The following is a 19,860-nucleotide window of genomic DNA, read 5'->3' as shown; positions in this document are numbered from 1 at the left end:
ACGACTGCTCTGAAAGATCACGCCGATGGGGTGCCTTGCGCAGCGAAATAAAGGAGGAGGCCGAAGGCCGGGGGACATTCGCGGAGCAAGGTACCCCGTCGGCGTGATCGCGCCCCGAACAACAACGCCCCCCAGAGACAAGCCTCACTTGGCTTTACCTGGGTCCTTCACGCCTTTGATCACATCGAACTCGACGTTGTAAAGCTGCCCGTCCTTCTTCTCGACCTTGCGCAGGTACACGTCCTGCACGATGTCGCGCGTCTGCGCATCGATCAGCACCGGGCCGCGCGGGCTCTCGAAGACCTGGCCCTTCATGGCCGCCAGCAGCGCTTCGCCGCCGCCCTGACCCTTGGTGATCTTGAGTGCTTCGTAGATCACGCGCATGCCGTCGTAGCCGCCCACAGCCATGAAGTTGGGGCGCATCTTCGGGTTGGCCTTCTCGAAGGCCTCGACGAACTTCTTGTTCATGGCCGAGGGGTGCGCGGCCGAGTAGTGGTGCGAGGTGACCACGCCCAGCGCGCCGTCGCCCATGTCGTTGAGCTGGTCGTCGTCCGTCACGTCGCCGGTGGCGATCATCTTGATGCCGGCCTTGTCCATGCCGCGCTCCAGGAACTGCTTCATCACCGCCGCGCCCGCGCCCGAGGGCACGAAGACGAACAGCGCGTCGGGCTTCACGTCACGCACCTTCTGCAGGAACGGCGCGAAGTCGGGGTTGCGCAGCGGCACGCGCAGCTTGTCGAGCACCTTGCCGCCGTTGAGCTGGAAGCGCTCGCTGAAGAACTTCTCGGCGTCGTTGCCCGGGCCGTAGTCGGCCACCAGCGTGACGACCGTCTTCACGCCATTCTTCGGCGCCCAGTCGCCCATGGCCACCGACACCTGCGGCAGCGTGAAGCTCGAACGAATGATGTAGGGCGAAGCCTCGGTGATGCTCGACGTGGCAGCAGCCATCACCACTTCGGGCGTCTTCGACTGCGTGGCAATTGGCGCCACGGCGAGGGCCAGAGGCGTCAGGCCGAAGCCGGCCAGCACGTTGACCTTGTCGTTCACCACCAGCTCCTGCGCGAGGCGCTTGGTCACGTCGGGCAGGCCAGTGTCGTCCTTGACGATCAGCTCCACCTTCTTGCCGGCCACGGTGTCGCCGTTCTGGGCCATGTACAGGCGCGCGGCGGCTTCGATCTGGCGGCCGGTGGAGGCCGACTGGCCCGTCATCGGAAGGATCAGGCCGATCTTGAACTTGTTGGCGTCCTGGGCACTGGCCAGCGACATTGAAAGCGCAAGTGCCGAGAGGGCGGCGGTCTGGATGAGATGGCGTCTTTGCATGTTTTTTCCTTTGAGGGGCGGAACGCGAACCGGGGCTATTTTCAACACTTTGCAACATCCGGCGGAGCAGGCAATCACCTAGCCGGCCATTACCGTTGACCTTTGTTGCGCGATTGCCAAATGAACTGCGCGATCATCGCGCAAGGCAGCTTGCAGAGCGGGCAGGTCAGCTGTCGGCGCGGTAGGCGGAGTCGAGCGTGAGGGTGCCCACGGCGCGCGACACGCAGGCGCAGATGCGCGTGGTCGACTTCTTTTCGTGCTCGCTGAGGAACACGTCGCGGTGATCGATCTCGCCGTCGACGGCGATCACGTCCATGGCGCACAAGCCGCATTCGCCGCGCTTGCAGTCCGAGAGCGTCTGTACGCCGGCTGCGTCGAGGGCTTCGAGCAGCGTGCAGTCGGCCGGCACCGTAATGGCCAGGTCGTGCCGGGGAATGCGCACTTGGAAGGACTGCGTGGCCAGGCGGCCGCTGCTGCCGAAGGTTTCGAAGCGCAAATCCTCGATGGCACGGCCGGCTGCGTGCCACGCGCGCTTGACGGCCTCGAGCATGGGCACCGGGCCGCAGGTGTAGAGCTGGCCGCCGGACGGCAGCGCGGCGATGGCAGCGGCGAAGTCGATGGGAGCCGAGCCTTCATGAGCTTCGACGCCCTCGCCCAATGCCTCTTGCAGATGCGACAGATAGCCGAGCTCGCCCGCATGCCGCGCGCCGTAGAGCATCTTCACCGGCACGCCGGTGCGCCTTGCGTGCGCGCCCAGCCGCTGCGCCATCAGCACCAGCGGCGTGATGCCGATACCGCCCGCCACCAGCAGGTAGCCCGGCGCCGAAAGGTCGAGCGGAAAGTGGTTCTGCGGCGCGCTCACCTGCAGGCGGTCGCCCACGGCCAGCCGCCACATTGCGAGCGAACCGCCACGGCCGTCGTCGAGCCGCTTGACGGCGATGCGCCAGCACTGGCCGTCGCCCTCGCCCACCAGCGAATACGAGCGGGTCTGCACCTTGCCCTGCGCCGTCAGCACCTGCACTTGCAGGTGGGCGCCGGGTTCATGGGATTCGGCAAAGCCGCCGTCGGGGCGCAGTTCGAATTCGCGCACGGTGGGCGTGACATCGCGCAGCGCAACGACTTGCGCCTGCATCCATTGAAGATCGCTTTTCATCGGGAGAACAACCGGAGAGAGAAAAAGGAGAAATCAGCCGCGCCGGCGTATCAGCTGCACGCCCGGCAGCGGTCGCTGTTCGGCGGTGGGCGTGCCGTGCAGCGCATCGCGCAGGTTGCGCCGCGCGATGCGGCTGTGCTCGCGCATCAGCGCCTCGGCACGCGAGCCTTCGCCGGACTCGATGGCGTCGAGCACCTGCACATGCTGGTCTTGCGCAATCACGAGCATGTCGCGCGCGGCCGGCGAGTTGGCCTGCACGATGACGAAGCCCGAGGGCGAGGCAAACGGCAGGTTGATCACGCGCTCCAGCTGCTGCGCGATGACGGGGCTGCCCGCCATTTCGCAGAGCAGCGCGTGGAAGCGCTCGTTGTGCGTCACGTAGCGCGAGAAGGCCGCGTCGTCGAGTGCGGGCTCGCGCAGCAGCTCGTCGATGCGCTGCAGGCAGGCGCGCGCTTCGCGCAGCACGACGGGCGCCGCGCCGCGCTCGGCCGCGAGCCGGGCGACCAGTCCTTCGAGCGTGCCGCGCAGCTCGATGGCGTCGGCCACGTCGCGCTCCGAAAAAGTACGCACCGCATAGCCGCCGTTAGGCAGCGCTTCGAGCAGGCCCTCCTGTTCGAGCCGCATGAGCGCGGTGCGCACCGGCGTGCGCGACACGCCGAGCTGCTCGGAGATGGCCACTTCGGCAATGCGCGCGCCACCGGGCAGCTCGCCCGCAAGGATCATCTCGCGCAGCCGCAGTTGCGCCTTCACGGCCTGCGAACTGCCGCTGTCGCCGGGCTCGGCGGCGGTGGAAACGGCAGCGACCTTCACGCGGCTGCCTTTTCGGCCGGCCGGATCGGGATCGCGGCGCGCGCGGGCTTTTCCTTTTCGATCATGCGGTCGATCAGCCGTCGCGCCCACATCGAGCCGGCGTCGATGTTGAGGTTGTAGAACTTGTGGTCGGGGTGGTCATCCATCGCCTTCTGCTGCGCCTCGAGCACGAGCTCGTCTTCACGGAAGATGCCGGCGACGCCTTCACGCAGCTCGTGCGTGAGGCGCTGCTCGCCCAGGCAGTAGTTGCGCGAGAAGGCCCAGAAGTAGAGGCAGGTCTTGTCGGTCTCGGGCGTGATGGTGTTGAGCACGTAGCCGTTGACGCCCTTGCTGCGGTCGCCAGGGTCGCTGCCCTGGGGCACCGCGCCGCTGCCCGCCTCGGCCACGCCGACGTCGATGTTCACGGTGCACGGGCCTTCGAAACGGATGATCTGCCAGCGGTCGACCTTGCCGGTGTAGCCGCGCGCATGGCGGATCTGGCTGCCCCAGAACGGCGGCGGGTCGATGTCTTCCATCCATCGCGTGACGGTTGCCGAGCGGTCGCCATGCGTGGCCACGAAAGGCGCCTCGGCCACTTCGCGGTTGCCGATGGACGAGCCGTGCACGAAGGTCTCGTGCGTCAGGTCCATGAGGTTGTCGACCACGAGGCGGTAGTCGCAGTTGACGCGGATCATCTTGCCGTCGCCGGCCCAGGCGGGGTCGTCGTTCCAGTGCATGTCGGGCACCAGCGCCGGGTCGGCCTTGGCCGGATCGCCTGGCCAGATCCACACGAAGCGGTGCTTCTCCACCACCGGAAAGCTGCGCACGCAAGCCGAGGGGTTGAGCGTTTCCTGGCTCGGCATGTGGGTGCAGCGGCCCTGGCTGTTGTAGACGAGGCCGTGGTAGCCGCAGACCAGTTCGTCGCCCTCGAGGCGGCCCAGCGACAGCGGCATCAGCCGGTGCCAGCAGGCGTCTTCGAGCACGGCCACCTGGCCATCGGTGCGGCGGAACAGCACCACTTTCTGGTTGCAGATGGTGCGTGGCAGCAGCGCGTGACGCACTTCGACGTCGTAGGCGGCGGCATACCAAGCGTTCAGTGGAAAGGCGGTCGTGGGCGTTTTCATGAATACTCAATGTATACAGAAAACCTGAAATTTCCAGTCTTTTGAATCATTTCGAGGGTAAACACCGAGACATCTGTATACAGGCATCGACATTTCGAAGGCGATACGATGTTCCGCTCGTTCCCCAAATCACGACGGAGTCATCCATGTCACAGCACGCCGCCTTGCCTGCCCGCTACGACCACGTGGGCAGTTTCCTGCGCCCCAAGTACCTGCTCGAAGCCCGCGAACAGAAAGCCAAGGGCGAGATCACGCCCGAACAGCTTCGCCGCGTCGAAGACAAGGCAATCACCGAGATCGTCCGCTTCCAGGAAGACATCGGCCTCAAGAGCATCACCGACGGCGAGTTCCGCCGCACCTACTTCCACATCGACTTCCTCGACCAGCTCGGCGGCGTGAAGACCGACATTCCGGTCACCATCCGCAAGCCCGACGGCACCGAAGAACTCGCTCCGCCCGCGATGCGCGTGCTCGACAAGGTGCGCCACATCAAGGACATCCAGCTCGCCGACTTCCAGTACCTCAAGAGCCAGGTCTCGGCGGGCCGCACACCGAAGGTGACGATCCCCTCGCCGACCATGCTGCACTTCCGCGGCGGCCGCGCCGGCATCAGCAAGGAGGCGTACCCCGAGCTCGACCCGACGTTCTACGACGACGTGGCCAAGGCCTATGGCGACGAGCTGCGCTCGCTGGCCGCCGCCGGCTGCACCTACGTGCAGATGGACGACACCAACCTCGCCTACCTGTGCGACGAGCACATGCGCGAAGCCGCCCGCAAGCGCGGCGACGACCCGAACGAGCTGCCGCACCGCTATGCCGCCTTCATCAACAAGGTGGTCGCGCAGAAGCCGCCGGGCATGCTGCTGGCCATGCACCTGTGCCGCGGCAACTTCAAGAGCACGCACGCCGCGGCCGGCAACTATGAGCCCGTGGCCGAGGCACTGCTCAAGGAGATGGACCTCGACGCCTACTTCATGGAATACGACGACGCCCGCTCGGGCGACTTCAAGCCGCTGCGCTACCTGCCCAAGGGCAAGACCGTGGTGCTCGGCCTGGTGACCACCAAGTTCGGCGAGATGGAAGACAAGGACGAGCTCAAGCGCCGCATCGAGGACGCCGCCAAGTACGCCTCGCTCGACCAGCTCGCGCTGTCGCCGCAGTGCGGCTTCTCCAGCACGGTGCACGGCAACAACATCGCGGTGGAAGCGCAGCGCAACAAGCTGCGCCTGGTGGTCGAGACGGCGCAGGAGGTCTGGGGCTCGACCTGACGCGCCGTTTCTGGTGAAGTCGGGGGCATGACGACTCACATCTACTCAGGCCCCCTCAGCATGTTCGGCGCCAAGGTCGAGATCGCGGCACGCGAAAAAGGCGTGCCCTTCGAACTGGTCATGGTGCCCTTCACCAAGGACGATGCCTACGAGCCCAAGCACCCTGAAGTGCTTCGGGTCAATCCCGTCAAGCAGCAGGTGCCCGTGCTGGTCGACGACGCGGTTTCGCTGTTCGACTCGACGCAGATCTTCGAGTACCTCGAAGACCGCTACCCCAGCCTTGCGCTGTGGCCCGCAGGCATTGCCGAACGGGCCCGCGCGCGGCAGCTGGAGCAGAAGTCCGACGAGGTCTTCTTCCCGAATGTCATCAAGCTCTTCGGCCTGCAGGACGCCATGCAGAGCCCTCCCGCGATCGCGGCCTGCGCCGGCTGCGCGCGCTTCTACGAAGAAATGGAAGGCCTGCTGGCCACACGCGAATACCTGGCCGGCCCCTACTCCTTCGCCGACATCGCCTTCTACATGGCCTACGTGTTCGCCGACCGCAAGGGCGCCGGCATGACCGACGCCACACCGCGCCTGCTGGCCTGGCGCACGCGTGTGGGCGAGCGGCCCGCAGTGCGCGCGGTGGTCGATCCGATGATGCGATTCCTGGCCTCGCAAGGGCGCGGTGTGCCGGCCTTCCTGCAACGCTGAAGGGACACTGAAGGCACAGCCCGCAACGCTGAGGCATCATCGGTCCATGCCGACCAAAGAGTTCGACTGGCTGCCCTCTCCTTCGCAGCATTTTCTCGTCGTCACTTTCGCGCTGCTGGTCTACGTGCTGACCACGCGCGCGCGCCGCGAGCAGCGCGCCCCCACCACGGCCATCGCCTGGGTCATGGGGCTGGTGCTGATGCCCTACTTCATCCTGCCGATGTACCTGCTGTTCGGCCAGCGCAAGCTGCGCCCGGCAGGCTCGCCCAGGCCGCCGCGCTCTGTGCCGCCGGGCCACTGGGCCGCCGACCTGATCGAAAGCTTCGGTCTCGCGCCGCCGGGGCGCTGCGCGATCCGCATGCATGCCGACGGCGAGGCCGCGCGCGATGCGCTGTGGCAGGTGATCGACGGCGCGCGCGAGCGCATCGACGTGTGCACCTTCATCATCGGCGACGATCCGCTCGGCCACGCGGTGATCGACCGGCTCGCCAAGCGGGCGCGCGAGGGCATCAAGGTGCGGGTGCTGCTCGACGGCTTCGGCGCGCTGTCGCTGCCGCGCCATCACTTCGACCGGCTGCGTGTGGCAGGTGGCGAGGTGGCCGTGTTCCGCCCCTTCTTCAGCCTGCGCCGCATCGGCCCTCGCAACCTGCGCAACCACCGCAAGTTCACCATTGCCGACGACGGCTGGCTCTGGTCGGGCGGGCGCAACCTCGCGGGCGAATACTTCACCGGCAACGACAAGCACCCCGAGGCCTGGCGCGACCTGTCCTTCGACCTGCATGGCAGCGTGGCCGCGGCGGCGGCGCGCCAGTTCGACCACGACTGGGCCTCGGTGCGCAGCCGAAAGGCCCGTGCCATCACGGCCGACGACGTGCCCGAAGGGCCGGGCACAGCGATGGCGCAGTTCCTGCCGAGCGGCCCCGACCAGACAGAGGACACGGCACATGCGCTGCTGATCGACGCCTGCTTTCGCGCCGAGCATCGCGTGCTTGCGATCACGCCCTACTTCGTGCCCGGCGACGGCCTGCGCGATGCACTGCGGCTGGCCGCGCGGCGCGGCGTGCAAGTGACCATCGCGATGCCCGCGCAGTCGAACCATCGCCTTGCCGACTTCGTACGCGCGCGCGCCATGCGCGACCTGGCACGCGCGGGCGTGAGCTTCAGCATGCTGCCGTTCATGGCGCATGCCAAGGCCGTGGTGGTGGACGACGAACTCGCCATGTGCGGCTCGATCAACCTCGACCTGCGCAGCCTGCTGCTGAACCACGAGGCAGCCGTTGTGTTCTATGGCCGTGAGGACATCGAATGGCTGGCCGAGTGGATCGAGACCACCGCCTCGGCTGGCGAGCCCTATCGTGCGCGGCGCCCGGGGCTGATGCGCGACGTGGCCGAGGGGCTGCTGCTCACCGTCGCTTTCCAGCTTTAGGCGTTGTGGACGCCTGGGGCGGTTCGGTGGCCTTTGCCTCCTTCGCCACGGCATCGAGCCCCGCGAGCACATAGCGCACAACTTCTTCGGCAAGGGCTTGCGTGTCCTTCAGGGCCGGCAGAACCTTGCTGCTCAGGTCCTTGGGCGCCACCGTCATCACGAGGCACGGCAGCACCGTGAGCAGCAGGCTGCGCTGCACCGAGGGATGGTCGTCGGGCAGGCCCATGATCTCGCCGACGATGCCGCGCATCAGCCTGGCCTTGGGCAGCACAGCCCGCTGGATCAGCGCCGGCATGGCCGGCGACGGCGACAGCGCCTCGCGCAGCACCACGCGGAACCCCCATGGTGCCTTCGGCTGGGCGCTCATCTCGAGCATGTGCGTGAGAAAGGCGCGCAGTTTCAGGCGCGGATCGGTCGACTCCAATGACAGCGCCATCAGCTCGTCGAGGCTCACCAGTTGCTTGTGCGCCTCGACCAGCACCGCCTCGTAGAGCCCGTCGCGCCCGCCGAAGTGGTAGTTGATGGCGGCCATGTTGGTGCCGGCGCGGGTACAGATTTCCTTGCTGGTGCTTTCTGCGAAGCCTTGCGCCGCGAACAGCCGGCCAGCGGTTTCGAGGATGTGCAGGCGCGTGGTGTTGCCGTCGGTACGCTGAGTGCGGGTTGCCATGCCCCGAGGCTAACTCAAACAAAAAAATACTTCAAATTCAAATTTCAATTTGATATCATCGCGCCGACTTCCGGGCCGCAGCCCAGTCAGGACACACGCCATGAACAAGAAGCCCCTCATTGCCATCGCCGCCGTGGCCATCGTCGCGGCGGTGGGCGGCTGGTGGTACGCGCACCACTCCGCCACGCCCTCCGACCAGCTTGTGCTGTACGGCAACGTCGACCTGCGCCAGGTCTCGCTGGCCTTCAATGCCAACGACCGCGTGGCCGAGCTGGCGGTGCGCGAAGGCGACCGCGTGCGCGCCGGGCAGGTGCTCGGCCGGCTCGACACCCGCTCACTGGTACTGCGCGTGGCGCAGTCGCAGGCACGCATCGGCGTGCAGGAACAGGCCCTGCTGCGCCTGAAGACCGGCAGCCGCCCCGAAGAAGTGGCGCAGGCCAAGGCCCAGGTAGCCGCCGCGCAGGCCGATGCCGATCTGGCACAGCAGCAGTTCGCTCGCCTGCAGGCCATCGGCAACACCACGGCCGGCCGCGCCGTGAGCCAGCAGGACCTCGACAGCGCACAGGCCAGGCGCAAGGTGGCGCTGGCGCAGCTCGACAACGCGCGCAAGGCGCAGCAACTGGTCGTCAGCGGCCCGCGCAAGGAAGACATCGGCCAGGCGCAAGCCCAGCTCGAATCGGCCCGCGCCGAGCTCGCGCTCATGAACCACCAGCTCACCGAGGCCGAGCTCAAGGCGCCCATCGACGCCGTCGTGCGCGCCCGCCTGCTCGAGCCAGGCGACATGGCCTCGCCGCAGCGCCCGGCCTTCACGCTCGCCATCACCGATCCCAAGTGGGTGCGCGCCTATGTGGCCGAGCCCGACCTCGGCCGCGTGCGCGCCGGGCAGGAGGCCCGCGTAAGCACCGACAGCCAGCCCGGCGAAGCCATCGCGGGCAAGGTCGGCTACATCTCGTCGGTGGCTGAATTCACGCCCAAGACCGTGCAGACCGAGGAGCTGCGCAGCAGCCTCGTCTACGAAATTCGCGTGATGGTCGATGACCCGCAAGACCGGCTGCGGCTCGGCATGCCGGCCACTGTGCGGCTGCAGCTGTCGCCCGCCACCGGCAAGCCCTGATGACCACCACCGGGCCGGCCGTGGCCGGACGCTCGCTGCACAAGCGCTTCCTGCTGAAAGCGTCGAAAGAGCCCGTGCTCGCGCTCGACGACGTATCGCTCGAAGTGCCGACCGGCACGCTCACCGCCCTGGTCGGCCCAGACGGTGCCGGCAAGACCACGCTACTGCGCCTCATGGCTGGCCTGATGCGCGCCGACGCGGGCGAACTTCGCGTACTCGGCATCGACGTCTCGGCCGATCCGCAGGCCGTGCAGGACCGCATCAGCTACATGCCGCAGCGCTTCGGCCTCTACGACGACCTGAGCGTGCAAGAGAACCTCGACCTCTACGCCGACCTGCACGGCGTGCCCCGCGACAAGCGGCGCGAACGCTATGCGCGGCTGATGGAAATGACCGACCTCGGCCGCTTCACCGACCGCCCGGCCGGCAAGCTCTCTGGCGGCATGAAGCAGAAGCTCGGGCTGGCCTGCACGCTGGTGCGCTCGCCCGACCTGCTGCTGCTCGACGAGCCGACCGTGGGCGTAGACCCGCTCTCGCGCCGCGAGCTATGGCAGATCGTGCAGCAGCTTGTGGACGACGAAAAGCTCTCGGTCATCGTCAGCACTGCCTACCTCGACGAGGCCGAGCGCTGCAGCCATGTGTTCGTGCTGCACGGCGGCAAGCTGCTGGCGCAGGGCGCGCCCGCCGAGCTGCGCGACCGGGCACACGGCCTCTGCTTCATCGCAACACCGCCCGACGGTGAGCCACCACGGTTGCTGCAGGCGCGGCTGCTCGACGCGCGGCAGGACATCATCGATGCGGTGCCGCAAGGCGGCGAGGTGCGCTTCATCCGTCGCGACGAGGCGGACGCTGCGCGGCTCGACGCATTGCTTGAGGGCGCACACACCGAGCCAGTCGCGCCGCGCCTCGAAGACGGCTTCATGACGCTGCTGCGTGCGCAGCCATCGCCCAACGCCGACGCCACCCCGGCAGCCGCCATGACCACTTCGCAACCGAGCACAGGCCAGCCCGGCGAAGTGGTCATCGAAGTCAAGGACCTCGTTCGCCGCTTCGGCGACTTCGTGGCGGTGGCCAGCACCAGCTTCTCCGTGCGGCGCGGCGAGATCTTCGGCCTGCTCGGGCCCAACGGCGCGGGCAAGACCACCACCTTCCGCATGCTCTGCGGCCTGCTGCCCGCCAGCGGAGGCCAGCTGCGCGTGGCCGGCGTCGATCTGCGGCATGCCCGCGCGCAGGCGCGTCAGCGCATCGGCTATGTCTCGCAGAAATTCGCGCTCTACGGCAACCTCACGGTGCGCGAGAACCTCTCGTTCTTCGGCGGTGCCTACGGCCTGCGCGGCGCAAAGCTGCGCGATCGCATGGACACGGTGCTGCGCCAGTTCGACCTGGCCCACTCGCTCGATTCGCCCAGCGGCCAGTTGCCCGGCGGCTACAAGCAGCGCCTGGCCATGGCCACGGGCCTGCTGCACGAGCCCGAGATCCTGTTCCTCGACGAACCCACCAGCGGCGCCGACCCGCTCGCGCGCCGCGAATTCTGGCGACGCATCACGGCGCTGGCCGAAGGCGGCACCACGGTCGTCATCACCACGCACTTCATGGAAGAGGCGGAATACTGCGACCGCATCGTGATCCAGGACGCGGGCAAGGTGCTGGCCATCGGCACGCCACAGGAAGTGCGCGCGCAGGCGCTTGGCGATGAGGAAGACAGCGGCAGGCGCATCGACATGGAGCAGGCCTTCATCGGCATCGTCGAGAAGGCGCGGCACAAGAGCAAGGAAGAGGTGGCGGCATGAACGGCATGAGCGGCTTCTGGTCCCGCCTGATCTCCCTCACGCGCAAGGAATTCCGCCAGTTGCTGCGCGACCGCAGCAACCTGGCCATCGGCATCCTGCTGCCGATGGTGCTGATCCTGATCTTCGGCTACGGCATGTCGCTCGACGTGAAGAACGCGCCAGTGGCGGTGGTGATGGAAGACGCCTCGCCCACCGCGCACGAAGCCATCGCCGGCCTGCAGCTCTCGCCCACCATCGCGCCGGTGCTGCTGGGCTCGATGCACGACGCCGAAGAGCTGATGCGCGAACGAAAGGTCGACGGCATCGTGCGCGTGCCTTCCGATTTCTCTCGCTCGCTCGCCGCCGGCAATGCGCGCGTGCAGCTCATCGTGCACGGCTCCGACGCGGGGCGCGCGAGCATCATCCAGGCCTACGTGACAGGCGCCCTCGCGCAATCGGCAATTCGGCAGATGGACAGGAGCGGCAACGCCTCCGGCGCCGATGCCCCGCCCGTCGGCAGCGTCACCGTCGAGCAGCGCATGTGGTTCAACGCCGCGAACACCAGCACCTGGTATCTGGTGCCGGGACTCATCGTGCTCATCATGACGCTGGTCGGCGCCTTTCTCACTGCGCTGGTGATGGCGCGCGAGTGGGAGCGCGGCACGCTGGAGGCACTGTTCGTCACGCCCGTGCGGCCCGTCGAGATTCTGCTGGCCAAGATCATTCCGTACTTCGCGGTCGGCATGCTGGGCCTTGCGCTGTGCCTGCTCTCCGCGCGCTACCTCTTCGCGGTGCCCATGTACGGCTCGCTGCTGGTGGTGGTGTTCAGCTCGATGCTGTACCTGATCGTGGCGGTGAGCCTGGGCCTGGTGATCTCGTCGGTCACGCGCAACCAGTTTCTCGCGAGCCAGGTGGCGCTGATCGCGACCTTCATGCCCTCGATGATGCTGTCGGGCTTCCTCTTCGACCTGCGCAACGTGCCCACTGCCGTGTGGGTGATCGGCCACCTGCTGCCGGCCACCTACTTCATGGACCTGATCAAGACGCTGTTCCTCGCGGGCGACGTCTGGCCGCTGATCTGGCGCAACTGCGCGATCCTGATGGCGTATGCGGTGGGCCTGCTGCTGGTGGCGCGCGCTGTAACGCGCAAGAGCCTCGACTGAAAGCCCCGGCCATGAACGCCCTCATCGACTTCTTCCTGCGCGTTGCCAACCTCTGCCGCAAGGAGCTGCTGACGATCCTCAAGGACCCGGCCACGCGCGCCATCCTGATCGCACCGGCGATCATGCAGAGCCTGGTCTTCGGCTACGGCGCGACCTACGACCTCACCAACGTGCCCTATGCGCTGCTCGACCAGAGCCGCAACGGTGCCTCGACGGAGCTGATCGCACACCTCGACAGCACCGGCGTGTTCCACCGCGTGGCCACGCTGCACTCGCAGGCCGACATCCGCGAGGTGATCGACACCGAGAAGGCGCTGCTCGTCATCCAGATACCCGCGAACTTCGAGCAGCAGCTCAGCGCGGGGCAGACGGCGGCCATCCAGCTGATCCTCGATGCGCGCAACTCCAACACCGCGGGCTCGGCGGCCGGCTACGTGAGTGCGGTGGTCGAGCGCTACAACGCCGAGCTGCGCACGCGCGTGGGCGCACCGCCGTCGCCGCTGGTCGTGGAATCGCGCGCGTGGTTCAACCCGAACCTGGAGACGCGCTGGAACCTGCTGCCCGGCATGATCGCCGCGCTCAGCATGCTGCAGACGCTGCTGCTCACCGCGCTGTCGGTGGCGCGCGAGCGCGAGCAAGGCACCTTCGACCAGCTGCTGGTAACGCCAATGTCGCCGCTCGAAATCATGATCGGCAAGGCGCTGCCGCCTGTGCTGGTGGGGCTCGTGCAGTCGTCGCTGATCCTGCTGGTGGCGCTCTTCTGGTTCGGCATTCCGATGGCGGGCTCGCTCGTCACGCTGTACACGGGGCTGCTGTTCTTCACGGTGGCGAGCGTGGGTATCGGGCTGTCGATTTCAGCCGTGTCGGCCAACATGCAGCAGGCCATGCTCTATGCCTTCGTGCTGCTGATGCCGCTGATGCTGCTGTCGGGCCTGACCACGCCGGTGCGCAACATGCCGCACGCGCTGCAGGTAGCAACGCTGGCCAACCCGCTGCGCTTTGCCATCGACCTGGTGCAGCGCGTGTACCTCGAAGGCGTGGGGCTGGGCACGGTCTGGCACAACCTGATTCCGCTTGCCGTCATCGCCGCCGTCACGCTGCCGCTGGCGGCCTGGCTGTTCCGCAATCGTCTTGTCTGAAAACGGGAGCACGTCATGCCCCTTCCATTTCCTCTTTCTTCCGCCGCGGCCACGCTCTCTCTCGCTTTCATTCTTGCCGGCTGCGCCGTAGGGCCCGACCACAAGCCAGCCGAAGCCCGCGCGCCCACCGACTGGTCTGCATGGCATGGCGGTTCACCCGCGCTGCTCGGCGCGGAGCGGCAAGGTTCTGTTGGCGGCGTCGCATCTGGCGACTGGAGGGCCTTCAACGATCCGGTACTCGACCGCCTCGAAGCCATGGTGCTCGCGAGCAACCCCGACCTGCAGACCGCCGCCCTGCGCTTCGCGCAAAGCCGCGTGCAGCGCACCACCACCGCAGCCCAGCAGGGGCCACAGCTGAATGCGAGCGCCGGCGTCACCCGGCAGCGCCAGAGCGAGAGCGGCGCCGCCACGCGGATGATCGATGCGCTGGGTTCGTCGGTCTCCAACCGCGACCAGCTCATCCGCACGCTCAGCGAGCCCTACAACCTCTATCAGGCCGGCTTCGACGCCTCGTGGGAAATCGACCTGTGGGGCCGCGTGCGTCGCGCCATCGAGGCGGCCGATGCCGACACGAGCGCATCGGCTGCGCTGCTGCAGCAGGCCCGGCTCAGCGTGCAGGCCGAACTGGCGCGCAATTATTTCGAGCTGCGCGGCACGCAGCGCGAACTGCGCATCGCGCGCGCCGACATCGCGGCGGCAGCCGAATCTCTCGAACTGGTGCAGGCGCGCGCCGACGGCGGCCTCGTCACCGACCTGGACCCGGTGCGCCAGCGTGCGCTGGTGGCCGAACTGCGCGCACGCATTCCCGCGCTGCTGCAGCAGGAAGCCGATGCAATGAACCGCATCACGCTGCTGGCTGGAGCCGCGCCGGGCGCGCTGAACACCGAGCTGGCAGACACCTCCACTGGCGACACGCTCGACGCCCCCGCGCTGCCCGCACTCACGCTGGGCCTGCCCGCCGAGCTCGCACGCCGCCGCCCCGACATCGCGGCCGCCGAGGCACAACTGCACGCCGCCACAGCCCGCATCGGCGTGGCCGTGGCCGACCTCTATCCACGCGTGACGCTGGGCGCCGGCTTCGGCTACGAATCGGTGGGCAGCGAGCGCTTCGGCGACTGGGGCAGCCGGCAGTGGCAGGTGGGCCCGTCGATCAGCCTGCCGATCTTCGACAACGGCCGCCGCCGCGCCACCATCGAACTGCGCGAGCTGCAGCAGCAGGAAGCGGCCGTGGCGTTTCAGCAGACCGTGCTCAAGGCCTGGCACGAGATCGATTCGGCGCTCAGCGCCTACGCCGCCGAGGGCCAGCGCCAGGCCGAGCTGGCCGAGCGCGAACGCCGCAGCCGCGATGCGCTGGTGCTGGCGGCGGCTCGCTACAAAGGCGGGCTCACCGACTTCGGCGCTGAACTCGATGCGCGCCGCAGCTTGCTGCAGGCGCGACGCGACCAGGCACAGAGCACCAGCCGCCTCTCGGTGGGCCTGGTGGCGGTCTACAAGGCACTGGGTGGTAACACTGTGGCGTCAGAAGCACAAACGCAACACAATTGAAACAAGCCGAACATGTAGACTAAAATACCCACCGGTTTCCGGGATTGACAAGCCTGCCTGCCTACTGATTCGTCATCGGGCAGACGCGAACGGATCTTCCGGCACCCCCTGCATTGCGGGGCAGCCCGCCTGGGCCCGGCTCCTGAAAAGGCCGACCGAGGCGTCATCCGTTTGAGTCCTGCGCCCCTGCCCCGGGGGAAAACCGATGCGAGCTTTCTTCTCGCTGCGTGCATTCGCGAGTCTGGCGTTCGTGCTACCAGCTCTGTTCGCGCTTTCTGGAATGGTGCCCGCCTTCGCCGCAATGGACGAAGTCGGCCGGGCCGCCCCCAGCACCCATCGCCTGAAATTCATCGTCGACCCCGAGTTGGCCACCGACATCGGCCCCGCCGAAGCCGCCCGCCGGCTCGCGCAGTACGTGGCCGACGTCAACACGGTGTTCACGCGCGAGACGGTGCGCAGCTTTGCCTTCGACCCCACAGCCGACCTGCAGCTCGCCGCGCCCGCCACCGCCCCGCAGTGCAGCTACAGCGGCCTGGTCAACGGTGAAGTGGTGGTGTGCATCTCGAAGTCCACCCGCGGCTATAGCCACGGCGGGCTCTCTACCAGCTGGACCTTTCCGCAGAAAGGCGTGACCTGGAACCTGAACTGGATCGCCATCCACGACCCGCTACGCCTGTCGCGCGCGCCCAGCCCCGGCGCGCCCGAGTCCACCGAGAAGGACTACCTCGGCCGCCAGCTCAAGACCCTGCTGCACGAACTGGAGCATGTGTTCGGCGCCGGCGCGGGCGAGTACTACAACGGCGTCGCGGTGGCGGACACCACCGGCGTGGCGCCCATCACAGACCTCGCGCTGGCCAACGACAACGACCGCTACTGGTGGACGCGCCAGCACTGGCGGCTCGACCCGCTGCTGGGCACCGTCTTCGAGCAGCGCCGCGACCCTGCGGCCAACCGCATCGCCACGCTGGAGATGATCCGCTTCACGGCCGGCACCAAGGCCAACATCGACACCGACTGGACCGACTGGCCCAAGCTCGGCAGCTCGAAGTTCATGGCGGCCACCACCGGCACCCAGGTGCGCGTGACCGACCGAGACACCGGCGCCGCGCTGCCCGGCGCGCAGGTGTCGGTGTGGCGTGACCCCGGGGCCGGCAAGCCGCTGGTCATGCTGGTAACCGGCGTGGCCGATGCGTCGGGCCGCTTCGTGTTCGACTGGAACTGCGGCTTCAGCTGCTTCGCCGTCGGCAAGACAACACTGCTGGTCAAGGCGCGCGCCGCCAACCGCGCGCCCGGTGCGAGCTGGTTTACCATCTTCGATGCGTTCGAGCAGAAGGCCGTGCAGGGCCAGCCGATGTTCACCATCGACCTGGCGCTCGGCGGCACCGACGCGACGCCGCCGACCGTTTCGCTGGCCGCGCCTTCCATGGCAGTAGTGGGCCAACCCACCACCATCGCGCCGGCCGTGGTGGACAACGCAGGCGTGTGGGGCGTCAAGGTGCTGGGCCGGGACAGCATCCCGATCTGCACCTTCACCGCCCCGCCCTACACCTGCAGCTGGACGCCGACCGCGCCCGGCGTGCAGACGATTCGCGTGGTCGCGATCGATGCGGCTGGCAACTCCGCCGTGGCCTCTGCCAACGTGATCGTCAATCCGCCTTCCGACACGGTGGCGCCGACAGTTGCGCTGGCCCCGCCGCCGACCGCCGCGGTAGGCATGGCGACAAGGCTTTCCGCTACGGCATCCGACAACGTAGCCGTGGCCGAGCTGAAGTTCGTCGTCGACGGCAAGACCGCGTGCACGCTGCGCGCCGCGCCGTACGTCTGCGCTTGGACGCCGAAGAGGCCCGGCGCCGCGAACATCGAAGTGCGCGCCATCGATGCGGCAGGCAACGTCGCCACCGTCTCGGCCAGCATGCGCATCGAAGGCCTGCGACCCGAAGACCTGTAATGCAGCCTGGCCTCAGGGCCGGTTGGTGAAGCTCGCGTTGCCCAGCCCCGTGCCGATGGTCAGCACGCCCCAGTGCCGCACGTCGCGCATGAAGGGTAGCTCGCTCAGGCCCTGCACCACTGCGTCGTTGTGCATCAGCACCAGCGTCGGGCCGGAGCCCATCATCGGCATGCGGCGCCACAGCTGGCTCGGCAAGTGGAAGGCGTGGCCTTCCCAGTCGCCGGGCAGGTTCTGCGCGCCGCGCGCAATCGAGCCGTCCTGCCGGATCAGGCCCGGGCAGCCGATGCCAACGAAGGGTGCGAGACGAATCTTCTTGCGCTCGCTGTAGCGCACCATGTCTTCGAGCATGCCGGCGATGTGATCGACCATGCCGCCGCGGTTGGGGTCTTCGTCCGCATGGCGCCACTTCTCGCGGCGCACCACCTCCGCGAGCGAGAAATCGGGCGCCTTGCGGTGGCGCGTCTTCACGATGCCGCAGCGCACGTTGGTGCCGCCGATGTCCACCGCGAGGATCGCGTCGTGCCCCTTCAGCATGTGGGGCGGCACGAGGTGCGCCCAGCCGATCAGGCCGCCGTCGTCCACGTCGTGCGAGAGGCGGCCGATCTGCACGTGCAGGCCCATCTCTTCGAGGATGGCGCCGGCCTGCAGGATGGCGCGCTCGCCCGCGTCGCTCTCGGGAAAGCCGCCGCCGATCACGATGCGCTGCACCTTCTGCCACGAAGGCTGGCGCATGAAGCGCTGGATCACGAAGGCCAGCTCCTGCGCGAACTCCTCGATGGCTGCATGCATCACGTCGGTGGCTTCGGACGCCTTCTTTTCCTGCAGCGCCCGGTCGAGCTCCTTCTTGCTCAGGTCGCGCGAATGCGAGAGGCCCAGCGGGTCTTTTCCCTTCCTGCGGCGGCGCTTGCGCCAGCGTTCGAGCAGTTCGCGGAAGGCCGTCTGGCTGGCCTGGTCGCCGACGAAGCCGTCCTTGTCGCGCAGCTGCAGGCTGTAGCCGTCTACCTGCACGCCCGGCAGTTCGCGCAGGCCGTGGACGTCGGGGCCGGGGAGCTTGTCTTTCCTGGGTTGGGTCTTCATGACTATCGACTGTGGGGCCTATCGGCAGCCCGCCGCATCGGCACCGCGCACCACGGCGTGTAGGAGATTGACGGGTACGCCGAACGGGGCGATGTCTATACACTGGCCCGGATGCATCTGCCCCGCAGCCTCTGGCGCGCCGCCCTGTTGTTCGCCCTTGCCTGGCTTGCCGCGTCCGGCCCCGCGCGGGCCGCGGACGAAACGCTGCGCGTCGGCTCCAAGCGCTTCACCGAGTCGTACATCCTGGCCGAACTGCTGGCGCAGACGGCGGCACCGCATACCGCATCGCCGCCCGTCGTGCGGCAGGGGCTGGGCAACACGGCCATCGTCTACGAGGCGCTGCGCTCGGGCGCCATCGACATGTACGCCGAATACACCGGCACCATCGCGCTCGAAATCCTCAAGGGCTCGCCGGCCAACACGCGCGAGGCCATGAACGCGGCGCTCGCGCCGATGGGCCTGGGCGTGGCCATTCCGCTGGGCTTCAACGACGGCTACGCGCTCGCGGTGCGCGCGCCCGATGCAGAGCGGCTGGGCCTGCGCACGCTGAGCGACCTGGCGAAGCACCCCGAACTCAAGCTCGGCCTGTCGAATGAATTCATCGGCCGCGCGGACGGATGGAAGGGCCTGGCCGATCGCTACGGCTTCACGCAGGTGCCGACCGGCCTCGACCACGGGCTGGCCTACGACGCGGTGGCTGCCAAGCAGATCGACGTGATCGACATCTACACCACCGACGCCAAGATCGATCACCTCGGCCTGCGCGTGCTGGAAGACGACAAGAAGTACTTTCCGCGCTACGACGCCGTGGTGCTCTACAAACTCGACCTGCCCACGCGACTGCCCAAGGCCTGGGCCGCTTTGCAGACGCTCGAAGGCAAGGTCGACGAGCACGCGATGATCGCGATGAACGCGCGCGCCGAGCTGCAGAGCGTGCCCTTCGACGTGATCGCGCGCGACTTCCTGGCGAACACGGGCAAGGATGCGAAGGCGCAGCCGCAGGAAGCGCGTCGCGGCTTCATGGCCAAGCTGTTCGGGCCCGACCTGTGGAAGCTCGCGCGCCAGCACCTGGTGCTGGTGGCGCTGTCGGTCGGCATCGCCATCCTGATCGGCGTGCCCATCGCGATCCTGGTGTTTCCACATGTGCGGCTGCGCGCGGTGGTGCTTGGTTTGGCGAGCCTGCTGCAGACCGTGCCCTCGCTCGCGCTGCTGGCCGTGCTGATCTCGATGCTCGGCGCCATCGGCGCCCTGCCCGCGCTGATTGCGCTCACGCTCTATTCGCTGTTGCCGATCATGCGCAACACGGTGACGGGTCTGGCCGAAGTGCCCAACGGCCTGCGGCTGGCCGGCACCGCGCTCGGCATGACGCCGCCGCAGAGCCTTCAGCTGGTGCTGCTGCCGCTGGCGTTGCCCACCTTGCTGGCGGGCGTGCGCACCGCCACGGCGATTGCCATCGGCACGGCGACCATCGCGGCCTTCATCGGCGCGGGTGGTTTCGGAGAGCGCATCGTGACGGGGCTGGCGCTCAACGACCGCGAACTGCTTGTGGCGGGCGCACTGCCGGCAGCCGCATTGGCGCTGTTGAGCGAAGGGATCTTCGAACTCGTGGAGTACCTGATGCGGCGCAGGCGACGAGCCCCGCCGAGCTCGCTGCCACCCGCCTGA

16 protein-coding genes are annotated in these 19,860 nt (G+C 67.8%); 10 read left to right on the top strand and 6 right to left on the bottom strand.

The features are described from left to right. Positions 1 to 144: 144 nt before the first annotated feature. The 4 genes from NWF24_RS09085 to NWF24_RS09070 all read right to left on the bottom strand — a co-directional run bounded on the left by NWF24_RS09085 (position 145) and on the right by NWF24_RS09070 (position 4,386). On the bottom strand, positions 145 to 1,320 hold the full coding sequence (locus NWF24_RS09085) for an ABC transporter substrate-binding protein (RefSeq protein ID WP_258353902.1): 1,176 nt from the start codon (positions 1,318 to 1,320) through the stop codon (positions 145 to 147). Positions 1,321 to 1,486: 166 nt separating this feature from the next. Beyond that, entirely contained in the window at positions 1,487 to 2,473 is a 987-nt protein-coding gene (locus NWF24_RS09080; RefSeq protein WP_258353901.1) for a PDR/VanB family oxidoreductase, read from the bottom strand. A gap of 33 nt (positions 2,474 to 2,506) precedes the next feature. Beyond that, positions 2,507 to 3,283, bottom strand: a complete 777-nt coding sequence (locus NWF24_RS09075; protein ID WP_093051306.1) for a GntR family transcriptional regulator — start codon at positions 3,281 to 3,283, stop codon at positions 2,507 to 2,509. Beyond that, positions 3,280 to 4,386 carry an aromatic ring-hydroxylating dioxygenase subunit alpha gene (locus NWF24_RS09070; RefSeq protein WP_258353900.1) on the bottom strand — a complete coding sequence of 369 codons (1,107 nt, stop codon included), beginning with the start codon at positions 4,384 to 4,386 and terminating at the stop codon, positions 3,280 to 3,282. The genes NWF24_RS09075 and NWF24_RS09070 overlap by 4 nt, the downstream gene beginning before the upstream one ends. Before the next feature lie 146 nt (positions 4,387 to 4,532). Here NWF24_RS09070 and NWF24_RS09065 point away from each other — a divergent pair, with 146 nt between their 5' ends. Genes NWF24_RS09065 through NWF24_RS09055 form a run of 3 tightly spaced genes read left to right on the top strand, consistent with a single transcriptional unit; the run spans position 4,533 to position 7,773 of the window. Beyond that, positions 4,533 to 5,654, top strand: coding sequence for a 5-methyltetrahydropteroyltriglutamate--homocysteine S-methyltransferase (locus NWF24_RS09065; protein WP_258353899.1), 1,122 nt, complete (start codon positions 4,533 to 4,535; stop codon positions 5,652 to 5,654). Between the two features lie 27 nt (positions 5,655 to 5,681). Continuing rightward, positions 5,682 to 6,347, top strand: coding sequence for a glutathione S-transferase family protein (locus NWF24_RS09060; protein WP_258353898.1), 666 nt, complete (start codon positions 5,682 to 5,684; stop codon positions 6,345 to 6,347). Between the two features lie 46 nt (positions 6,348 to 6,393). Further along, the gene (locus NWF24_RS09055) at positions 6,394 to 7,773 is read left to right on the top strand and encodes a phospholipase D-like domain-containing protein (protein ID WP_258353897.1); all 1,380 of its coding nucleotides are present in this window, start codon (positions 6,394 to 6,396) and stop codon (positions 7,771 to 7,773) included. Here the strand turns inward: NWF24_RS09055 and NWF24_RS09050 are convergent. Beyond that, positions 7,751 to 8,440 (bottom strand): TetR/AcrR family transcriptional regulator, encoded by a 690-nt coding sequence (locus tag NWF24_RS09050; RefSeq protein ID WP_258353896.1) that lies wholly within the window; start codon positions 8,438 to 8,440, stop codon positions 7,751 to 7,753. The genes NWF24_RS09055 and NWF24_RS09050 overlap by 23 nt on opposite strands. Positions 8,441 to 8,540: 100 nt before the next feature. Between NWF24_RS09050 and NWF24_RS09045 the strand changes: the two genes are divergently transcribed. From NWF24_RS09045 to NWF24_RS09020, 6 genes are all read left to right on the top strand, one after another. Beyond that, complete coding sequence (locus tag NWF24_RS09045; RefSeq protein ID WP_258353895.1) at positions 8,541 to 9,554, top strand: HlyD family efflux transporter periplasmic adaptor subunit; 1,014 nt, start codon at positions 8,541 to 8,543, stop codon at positions 9,552 to 9,554. Then, positions 9,554 to 11,344 carry an ATP-binding cassette domain-containing protein gene (locus NWF24_RS09040; protein WP_258353894.1) on the top strand — a complete coding sequence of 597 codons (1,791 nt, stop codon included), beginning with the start codon at positions 9,554 to 9,556 and terminating at the stop codon, positions 11,342 to 11,344. The genes NWF24_RS09045 and NWF24_RS09040 overlap by 1 nt, the downstream gene beginning before the upstream one ends. 5 nt (positions 11,345 to 11,349) lie before the next feature. Continuing rightward, positions 11,350 to 12,486 carry an ABC transporter permease gene (locus tag NWF24_RS09035; protein ID WP_093177011.1) on the top strand — a complete coding sequence of 379 codons (1,137 nt, stop codon included), beginning with the start codon at positions 11,350 to 11,352 and terminating at the stop codon, positions 12,484 to 12,486. A gap of 11 nt (positions 12,487 to 12,497) precedes the next feature. Continuing rightward, complete coding sequence (locus tag NWF24_RS09030; RefSeq protein WP_258353893.1) at positions 12,498 to 13,625, top strand: ABC transporter permease; 1,128 nt, start codon at positions 12,498 to 12,500, stop codon at positions 13,623 to 13,625. Between the two features lie 15 nt (positions 13,626 to 13,640). Further along, positions 13,641 to 15,170, top strand: coding sequence for an efflux transporter outer membrane subunit (locus NWF24_RS09025; RefSeq protein WP_258353892.1), 1,530 nt, complete (start codon positions 13,641 to 13,643; stop codon positions 15,168 to 15,170). 205 nt (positions 15,171 to 15,375) lie between these two features. Continuing rightward, positions 15,376 to 17,118 (top strand): Ig-like domain-containing protein, encoded by a 1,743-nt coding sequence (locus NWF24_RS09020; protein WP_258353891.1) that lies wholly within the window; start codon positions 15,376 to 15,378, stop codon positions 17,116 to 17,118. 12 nt (positions 17,119 to 17,130) lie between these two features. On the opposite strand, the gene NWF24_RS09015 is transcribed toward NWF24_RS09020, so the two are convergent. Then, complete coding sequence (locus NWF24_RS09015; protein WP_258353890.1) at positions 17,131 to 18,195, bottom strand: ROK family protein; 1,065 nt, start codon at positions 18,193 to 18,195, stop codon at positions 17,131 to 17,133. A gap of 111 nt (positions 18,196 to 18,306) precedes the next feature. Here NWF24_RS09015 and NWF24_RS09010 point away from each other — a divergent pair, with 111 nt between their 5' ends. After that, positions 18,307 to 19,860, top strand: coding sequence for an ABC transporter permease/substrate-binding protein (locus tag NWF24_RS09010; RefSeq protein WP_258353889.1), 1,554 nt, complete (start codon positions 18,307 to 18,309; stop codon positions 19,858 to 19,860).

Source organism: Variovorax paradoxus (genome assembly GCF_024734665.1).
Classification (GTDB): domain Bacteria; phylum Pseudomonadota; class Gammaproteobacteria; order Burkholderiales; family Burkholderiaceae_C; genus Variovorax.
Note: the sequence above shows the minus strand (reverse complement) of the source record. Positions and strands in the feature narration are given on the sequence as shown.